Raw genomic sequence first — 8319 nt, forward strand, 5'->3', positions numbered from 1 at the left:
GAGGCCGGCGACCTTGGCGGTGTCGCGCCGGTCGGCGCCCATCTCGGCGATCGGGGCCACCGGCGCGGCCGGCCCGTGGGCGACCAGGGTGTCGAGCCCGGCGACCCGGTGCCCCCGCGCTCCCGGCCCGCCGTCGGCCGCGCCTGTCGCACCGACCGCGCTGTCGCCGACCGCACCCAGGTCGGCGACCCGGTCGCGCTCGGCGCCCGCGCGGTGCTCCGGGACGTCGTCGAAGCGCGCCACCCTGGTCCGGGAGCCGCCGGACCCGGCCGGGGGGCCGGGGGCCGGCTGGTCGGCCATGCTCAGAAGTCGACCGGGGTGGGCAGCGGGGTCTCGGCGTCGAGCTGCGCGCCGATCCCGAGCTTCTCCTTGATCTTCTTCTCGATCTCGGCGGCGACGTCGGGGTTCTCCCGCATGAACTTGCGGGCGTTCTCCTTGCCCTGGCCCATCTGGTCGCCCTCGTAGGTGTACCAGGCACCGGACTTGCGCACGATGCCCTGCTCGACGCCCACGTCGACCAGCGAGCCCTCCCGGCTGATGCCGACGCCGTAGAGGATGTCGAACTCGGCCTGCTTGAACGGCGGGGCGACCTTGTTCTTCACGACCTTGACCCGGGTGCGGTTGCCGACCATGTCGGTGCCGTCCTTGAGGGTCTCGATGCGGCGGATGTCGAGCCGGACCGAGGCGTAGAACTTCAGCGCCTTGCCACCGGTCGTGGTCTCCGGCGAGCCGAACATGACGCCGATCTTCTCGCGCAGCTGGTTGATGAAGATCATCGTGGTGCCGGAGTTGCTCAGCGCACCGGTGATCTTGCGCAGGGCCTGGCTCATCAGCCGGGCCTGCAGGCCGACGTGGCTGTCGCCCATCTCGCCCTCGATCTCCGCCCGCGGCACCAGCGCGGCCACCGAGTCGACGACGATGATGTCCAGCGCGCCGGAGCGGATCAGCATGTCCGCGATCTCCAGCGCCTGCTCGCCGGTGTCGGGCTGGGAGACCAGCAGGGCGTCGGTGTCGACGCCGAGGGCCTTGGCGTACTCCGGGTCCAGCGCGTGCTCGGCGTCGATGAAGGCGGCGATGCCGCCCTGGGCCTGCGCGTTGGCCACCGCGTGCAGGGCGACCGTGGTCTTGCCGCTGGACTCCGGGCCGTAGATCTCCACGACGCGGCCGCGGGGCAGCCCGCCCACGCCGAGTGCGACGTCCAGCGCGATGGACCCGGTGGGGATGACCCCGATCGGCGGGCGGGTGTCGTCGCCCAGCCGCATCACCGAACCCTTGCCGTGGTTCTTCTCGATTTGCGCGATGGCGAGCTCGAGCGCCTTCGTGCGATCCGGTGCGGTCATCGCCGTTCTCCACCTCGTGTGCTTGACGGTTCGATCTGTTGGCGCCGACGGTAGGGGGCACCACCGACAGTGCGGGTTCGCGGCCGGCGATCTGTGGACAACCGGACCCGATGTGGACAACAGCGTAGCGAACAAGTGTTCGATCTCCGCGTGGACGCGCCGTGCGGCTACGATGTCGCGCTCAGCGGCGCGCGGGCGGCACGTCGTAGGCCCGGCAGACGGCCAGCCAGACCTCGCGCGGCGAGTACCCCTTCTCCAGCGCCTCGTCCACGGTCAGCCCACCGAGCTCGGCGAACACGTGGTCGCGTGCCAGCGAGGCCGCCCGCACCGGCCCGAACTCGCCGTCCATGAGCTCGCGGAAGTAGGTCAGTCGCATCCGTTCCACGCTAGCGCCCTCGGACATACCGACGCCCGGATGGCCCACCGCCCCACCGACCCCGTCGAGAACGACGTTGTCGTGATCAACAGGGCTTGTCGATCACGACAACGTCGTTCTCGACGGAAGGGCACCGCACGGTCACGGGTACCGTCGGGGCCGTGCTGTTCGGGATGGCGCTCCTGTCCGGTTCCACGGCGTCCGGGTGGGCGTTCTGGACCACGCCGGGCGACCCGACGGGCCTGTCCTCGCCGCTCGGGCGGATCGTGGTGCTCGTCGGCCTGCTGGCCGCGCTGGTCGTGACGCTGCGCTGGTGGTGGACGAACCGGCGGCGCTGACCCGGAGGGGTCGACCACGAAATCCACCTGCTGAGCGGTCCCGACGCCGCATAAGGTCGGTCCGGTGCAGCTCGCCCAGGTGAACATCGCCCTGCCCGTCGCCCCGCTGAGCACACCCGAACTGGCCGGCTTCGTGGCCGAACTCGAGCCGCTCAACGCGCTCGCCGACGGCGCGCCCGGCTTCGTGTGGCGGATGCAGACCGAGGACGGCGACGCCACCGCCGTGCGCGGCTTCGGCGACGACCGGCTCATCGTCAACATGAGCGTGTGGACCTCGGTCGAGGCGCTCGCCGGCTACGTCTACTCCGGCCACCACCGCGAGGTCATGGCGCGGCGCCGGCAGTGGTTCTCCCGCATGCGCGAGGCGTTCCAGGTGCTGTGGTGGGTCCCCGACGGCACCCGTCCGACGGTGGCCGACGCCGAGGAACGCCTCGACCACCTGCGCCGCAACGGTCCGACGCCGCGCGCGTTCACCTTCCGCAGCCCGTTCCCCGCCCCCGACGCCGTGCCCGGCGCGCCCGCCCCGCGGGTCGACGGCGACGCGTTCTGCCGGGCCTGACGCCGTGAGCGCCCCCGCCACCGCCCAGGGGACCATCGGCGTCCCGTTCCACCTCGACGCCCACCTGCCCGGCCTGCGCGTCCCGGTCGACACCGGGCGCACCGTGCTCCCGGAGCTGGCGCCGGGCACCGTCTGGGAGCGGCTCGCCGCCCTGCACGCGGCCGTGGCCGACGAGGTCGCCGGGGTCGCGACCGCCGGTGGTGTCCCGCTCGTGGTCTCCGGGTGCTGCACCACCTCCCTCGGCACGGTCGCCGGCCTGCAGCGCGCCGGCGTCGACCCGGCGGTCGTCTGGCTCGACGCGCACGGCGACGTCCAGACCCCGTGGACCTCGACCTCGGGCTACCCGGGCGGGATGCCGCTGCGCCAGCTGGTCGGCGGCGCCGAGCGCACCGGTCCGCGGCGGCTCGACCTGCGCCCGGTCGACGAGCACGACGTCGTCCTGGTCGATGCCCGCGACCTCGACCCGGCGGAGGCGGAGTTCCTGGCCTCCTCGGCGATCCGCCGGGTCGACGTGCCGGGCCTGGCCGACCTGCCGCTCCCCGACCGCCCGATCTACCTGCACATCGACCTCGACGTGCTCGACGCCGCCGAGGTCCCGGGCGTGATGTACCCCGTCCCGGGCGGACCGCCGACCGACGCGGTGCGCGCGGGGCTGCGCGCGGTGCTGGACACCGGCCGCGTGGCCGCGATCGGGCTGGCCTGCACCTGGCCGGAGGGGGTCGAGCCGGGGCGGGCGGCCCGCGATGTCGCCGCCGAGCTGGCCCGCGGCCCGGGCCGCTAGCCCGGATGCGCCGGCCCGGGCACCGACCCCGCCGCGAGGTCCTGCACCTGGGTCCGTACCGGCGCACGTTCAACCGCGACGAGATCCCGCTGCTGCGCGACGGCCCGGAGGACGCCAACTCCGTCGACGTGCCGTTCCACCTGGACGAGCACGAGCCGGAGCTGGAGCCGGTCATCGAGATCGGTGACATCGTCCACGCCGACCTGCCGCCGGGCACCGTGTGGGAGCGGCTGGCGGTGCTGCAGGAGCTGGTCGCGGCCAAGGTCGCCGCGGACATGGGCAACCGCTGGGTGCCGGTCGTGCAGTCCGGCTGCAACACGACGGCGCTGGGCGTCGTGGCCGGGATGCAGCGCGCCGGCGCGGACCCGGTGGTCGTCTGGTTCGACGCGCACGCCTGCCTGCACACCCCGGAGAGCTCCCCGTCGGGCTACCCGGGCGGGATGGTGCTGCGCCAGCTGCTCGGCGGGGGCGACCGGACCTGCGCCGAGCGCCTGGGCCTGCGGCCGGTGCGCGAGCGCGACGTCGTGCTGGTCGGCGCGCGCGACCTGGACCCGGCGGAGGAGGAGTTCCTGGCCGGTTCGGCGGTCCGGCGCGTCGGCGTCGACGAGGTCGCCGGCCTGCTGCTCCCCCGCCGGCCCTGCTACCTGCACGTCGACTTCGACGTGCTGGACCCGGCCCACGTGGACGGGCTGCGGTTCCCGGCGCCGGGCGGGCCGACGCCCGAGCGGCTGGGTTCGGCGCTGCGGGCGGTGCAGGCCACCGGCGACGTCGTGGCGGCCGGCCTGGCCTGCACCTGGCGGCGCAACGTCACGCAGTGGCCCCCCGTGCAGGGGGTCGGTTGGGGCGTCTACGACCGGGCGCGCGGCTGAGGCTCCCCCGTCCGGGGCACCCGGCGGCCGGGAACTGTCGGTCCGTCGGCGCATCATGGAGGCCGTGAGCGAGCTTGCGAGGGAACCATCGGCGCCGCGCCTCGGCGCAGCGCCGACCGAGCGCGGCGAGGGAGAGCGATGAGCGCTCTGGACGGCTTCTCCCCCGCCACCCGCGACTGGTTCCGCGGGGCCTTCGCCGCGCCCACCCCCGCCCAGGAGGGCGCCTGGGCGGCGGCGCAGGCGGGCAAGCACGCGCTCGTCGTGGCGCCCACCGGTTCGGGCAAGACGCTGTCGGCGTTCCTGTGGGCGCTCGACCGGCTGGCCACCGACCCGGTCCCGGAGGACCCGCGCCACCGCTGCCGGGTGCTCTACGTGTCGCCGTTGAAGGCGCTCGCGGTCGACGTGCAGCGCAACCTGCGCTCCCCGCTGATCGGCATCCGGCAGGCCGGGCAGCGCCTCGGGCTGCCGGTGCCCGACATCACGGTCGGCATGCGCACCGGCGACACCCCGACCGACGAGCGCCGCAGGTTCGCCCGCACCCCGCCCGACATCCTGGTCACCACGCCCGAGTCGCTGTTCCTGCTGCTCACCTCGGCCGCGCGGGAGTCGCTGCGCGGGGTGCGCACGGTCATCCTCGACGAGGTGCACGCGGTGCTGGACACCAAGCGCGGCGCCCACCTGGCGCTGTCGCTGGAGCGCCTCGACGAGCTGCTCACGCGCGACCCCGACGCCGACGCCGCCGCCGGCAATACTGCCGCGCCCGACCTCGACTCGCCGCGCCCGCGGGCCGGTCCGGACCGCCCCGTGCGCCGGCCCGCGCAGCGGATCGGGTTGTCCGCCACCGTGCGCCCGATCGACGAGGTCGCCACGTTCCTGGCCGGCACCCGCCCGCTGGAGGTCGTGCAGCCGCCCATCCCGAAGACCATCGAGGTCACCGTCGAGGTCCCGGTGCCCGACCTCGCCGCCCTCGACGAGCGCCCGGCGCCCGGCTCGTCGGACGAGGAGGTCATCGGCTCCGCCGCCGGCACCGCGGAGCGCCCGTCGATCTGGCCGGCGGTCGAGCGCCGGCTGCTCGGCCTGGTGCGCCAGCACCGCTCCACCATCGTGTTCAGCAACTCCCGGCGGCTGGCCGAGCGGCTCACCTCGCGGCTCAACGAGCTCGCCGCCGAGGAGCTGGCCGCCGAGCTCGCCGAGGAGGAGGCCCGCGCCGACGAGGCCGGGGCGTTCCCCGCGGAGGCGATCGGGCAGTCCGGCATCGGCGGCGGCGCCCCGGCCACGGTGGCGAAGGCCCACCACGGGTCCATGTCGCGCGAGCAGCGCACGCTCGTCGAGGAGGAGCTCAAGGCCGGCGTGCTGCCCTGCGTGGTGGCCACGTCGAGCCTGGAGCTGGGCATCGACATGGGCGCGGTCGACCTGGTCGTGCAGGTGGAGGCGCCGCCCAGCGTGGCCTCCGGGCTGCAGCGCGTCGGGCGCGCGGGCCACCAGGTCGGCGCGGTGTCGCGCGGCGTCGTGTTCCCGAAGTACCGCGGCGACCTGGTGTCGTGCGCGGTGGTCGCCGAGCGGATGGCCGGCGGGGCCATCGAGTCGCGCCGCTACCCGCGCAACCCGCTCGACGTGCTGGCCCAGCAGGTCGTGGCCATGGTCTCGATCGAGCCGTGGACGGTGTCCGAGCTGGCGGCCGTGGTGCGCCGCGCGGCGCCCTTCGCCGCGCTGCCCGACTCCGCGCTGCACTCGGTGCTCGACATGCTCGCCGGGCGCTACCCGTCCGAGGAGTTCGGCGAGCTGCGCGCGCGCATCACCTGGGACCGGGTGACCGACCGGCTGCAGGGCCGCCCGGGCGCGCAGCGGCTCGCGGTCACCTCCGGCGGCACCATCCCCGACCGGGGGCTGTTCGCGGTGATGACCCCCGGCGGGGCCGACGGCGCGGGCTCGCGGGTGGGCGAGCTCGACGAGGAGATGGTCTACGAGTCCCGCGTGGGCGACACGTTCCTGCTCGGCACCTCCAGCTGGCGGGTCGAGGACATCACCCACGACCGCGTCATCGTCACCCCGGCACCGGGGGTGCCGGCCCGGATGCCGTTCTGGAAGGGCGAGTCGATCGGGCGGCCGCTGGAGCTGGGCCGCGCCGTCGGCGCGTTCGTCCGGGAGATGTCCGCCCTCGACGACACCGCCGCCCGGGAGCGCGCCACGGCGGCCGGGCTCGACGGGTGGGCCACCGACAACCTCCTCGCCTACCTGCACGAGCAGCGCGACGCCACCCGCCACGTCCCCAGCGACCGGACCATCCTGGTGGAGCGCTTCCGCGACGAGCTGGGCGACTGGCGGCTCGTGGTGCACTCGCCGTTCGGGTCGCAGGTCAACGGCCCGTGGGCGCTGGCCATCGCGGCCCGGATGCGGGAGCGGCGCGGCGTCGAGGTCCAGGCGTCGGCCGCCGACGACGGCATCGTCCTGCGGCTGCCCGACGCCGTCGACGACAGCGGCTCCGAGGTGGTGCCCACCGCGGAGGACGTCCTGCTCGACCCGGCCGAGGTCGAGCAGATCGTGGTCGCCGAGCTGGGCGGCTCGTCGCTGTACGCGTCGCGGTTCCGCGAGTGCGCCGCCCGGTCGCTGCTGCTGCCCCGCCGCGACCCGAGGCGGCGCAGCCCGCTGTGGCAGCAGCGCCAGAAGTCCGCCCAGCTGCTCGCGGTGGCCGCGAAGTACGAGCAGTTCCCGGTCACGCTCGAGGCGATGCGCGAGTGCGTGCAGGACGTCTACGACCTGCCGGGCCTGCGCGAGCTGATGTCCGACGTGCAGTCGCGCAAGGTGCACGTCGTCGAGCTGGCCACGCCGGCGCCCTCGCCGTTCGCCCGCAGCCTGCTGTTCGGCTACGTCGGGATGTTCCTCTACGAGTCCGACGCCCCGCTGGCCGAGCGCCGCGCCGCGGCCCTCTCGCTCGACTCCACCCTGCTCGCCGAGCTGCTCGGCTCCGAGGCCATCCGGGAGCTGCTCGACCCGGAGGTCCTGGCCGAGGTCGAGGAGTCGCTGCAGCGCCTCGCCGAGGACCGCCGCGCCCGCGACGCCGAGGGCGCCGCCGACCTGCTGCGCTTCCTGGGCGACCTGACCACCGAGGAGGCCGCCGCCCGCGGGGCGCGCGCCGAGTGGCTCGCCGAGCTGGAGGCCACCCGGCGGGCGATCCGGGTGCGCATCGGCGGCGAGGAGCGCTGGCTGTCCATCGAGGACGCGGGCCGCGTGCGCGACGCGCTGGGCGCCGCGCTCCCGGTCGGCGTCCCGGAGACGTTCACCGAGCCGGTGGCCGACCCGCTGGGCGACCTGGTGCTGCGCTACGCCCGCACGCACGGCCCGTTCCCGGCCGCCGAGTGCGCGCAGCGGTTCGGCCTGGGCGTCGCCGTGGTCACCGGCGTCCTCGACCGGCTCGTCGGCGCGGGCCGGCTGGTGCGCGGCGAGCTGCGCCCGGTCGGGTCGCCCACGGGCTCGGGGGTCGCGCACGACGGCGGCCTGGAGTACTGCGACGCCGAGGTGCTGCGCCGGTTGCGCCGGGCTTCGCTGGCCCGGCTGCGCGCCGAGGTGGAGCCGGTCGAGCAGCGGGCGCTGGGGCGGTTCCTGCCGGCGTGGCAGGGCGTGCGCGCGGCGGGCGACGGAGGGCGACGGGGTCGCATGCGCCGCGCGCCCGGCGCGGAGGACGTGCTCGGCGTGGTCGAGCAGCTGGCCGGGGCGCCGCTGCCGGCGAGCGCGCTGGAGTCGCTGGTGCTGCCCGCCCGGCTGCCCGGCTACAGCCCGGCCCTGCTCGACGAGCTCACCGCGGCCGGCGAGGTCACCTGGGTCGGCTGCGGCGCCCTGGCCGGCAGCGACGGCTGGCTGGCGGTGGCCCCGGCCGACGTGGCCGACCTGCTCCTGCCCGACCCGGAGCCCGACCTCGCCGCGACCCCGCTGCACCGGGCGCTGCTCGCCGCGCTGGGCCTGCCCGACCCGGCGGCCCCGCCGACCGGCGGCGGCGCGTTGTTCTTCCGCGAGCTCGCCGACCGCGCCGCGCGCACCCTCGTCGACGCGGGCGAATCG

General features: G+C 75.6%; 7 protein-coding genes and 1 pseudogene. 5 read left to right on the forward strand and 3 right to left on the reverse strand.

Annotated elements, in window-relative coordinates; translation table 11 throughout:
* The 3 genes and pseudogenes from KIK08_RS35215 to KIK08_RS35225 all read right to left on the reverse strand — a co-directional run.
* Positions 1–300 (reverse strand): annotated as a pseudogene (locus tag KIK08_RS35215) (hypothetical protein); the annotation flags it as partial.
* A 2-nt stretch (positions 301–302) separates the two neighbouring features.
* Positions 303–1340 carry a recombinase RecA gene (gene recA / locus KIK08_RS35220; protein WP_214407651.1) on the reverse strand — a complete coding sequence of 346 codons (1038 nt, stop codon included), beginning with the start codon at positions 1338–1340 and terminating at the stop codon, positions 303–305.
* Between the two features lie 181 nt (positions 1341–1521).
* On the reverse strand, positions 1522–1716 hold the full coding sequence (locus tag KIK08_RS35225; protein ID WP_214407652.1) for a DUF3046 domain-containing protein: 195 nt from the start codon (positions 1714–1716) through the stop codon (positions 1522–1524).
* 161 nt (positions 1717–1877) lie between these two features.
* Between KIK08_RS35225 and KIK08_RS35230 the strand changes: the two genes are divergently transcribed.
* From KIK08_RS35230 to KIK08_RS35250, 5 genes are all read left to right on the forward strand, one after another.
* Positions 1878–2054 carry a hypothetical protein gene (locus tag KIK08_RS35230; RefSeq protein WP_214407657.1) on the forward strand — a complete coding sequence of 59 codons (177 nt, stop codon included), beginning with the start codon at positions 1878–1880 and terminating at the stop codon, positions 2052–2054.
* 64 nt (positions 2055–2118) lie between these two features.
* Positions 2119–2613, forward strand: a complete 495-nt coding sequence (locus KIK08_RS35235) for a DUF3291 domain-containing protein (RefSeq protein WP_214407653.1) — start codon at positions 2119–2121, stop codon at positions 2611–2613.
* A 4-nt stretch (positions 2614–2617) separates the two neighbouring features.
* Positions 2618–3394 (forward strand): arginase family protein, encoded by a 777-nt coding sequence (locus tag KIK08_RS35240; RefSeq protein ID WP_214407654.1) that lies wholly within the window; start codon positions 2618–2620, stop codon positions 3392–3394.
* Positions 3395–3399: 5 nt separating this feature from the next.
* A complete protein-coding gene (locus KIK08_RS35245; protein WP_214407655.1) occupies positions 3400–4263 on the forward strand; it encodes an arginase family protein in 864 nt (287 codons plus the stop codon).
* Between the two features lie 138 nt (positions 4264–4401).
* Positions 4402–8319 (forward strand): Lhr family ATP-dependent helicase (locus KIK08_RS35250; RefSeq protein ID WP_214407656.1); only part of this gene is annotated, 3918 nt, incomplete at its 3' end.

Source organism: Pseudonocardia lacus, from assembly GCF_018531445.1.
In the GTDB taxonomy this organism is placed as follows: domain Bacteria; phylum Actinomycetota; class Actinomycetes; order Mycobacteriales; family Pseudonocardiaceae; genus Pseudonocardia; species Pseudonocardia lacus.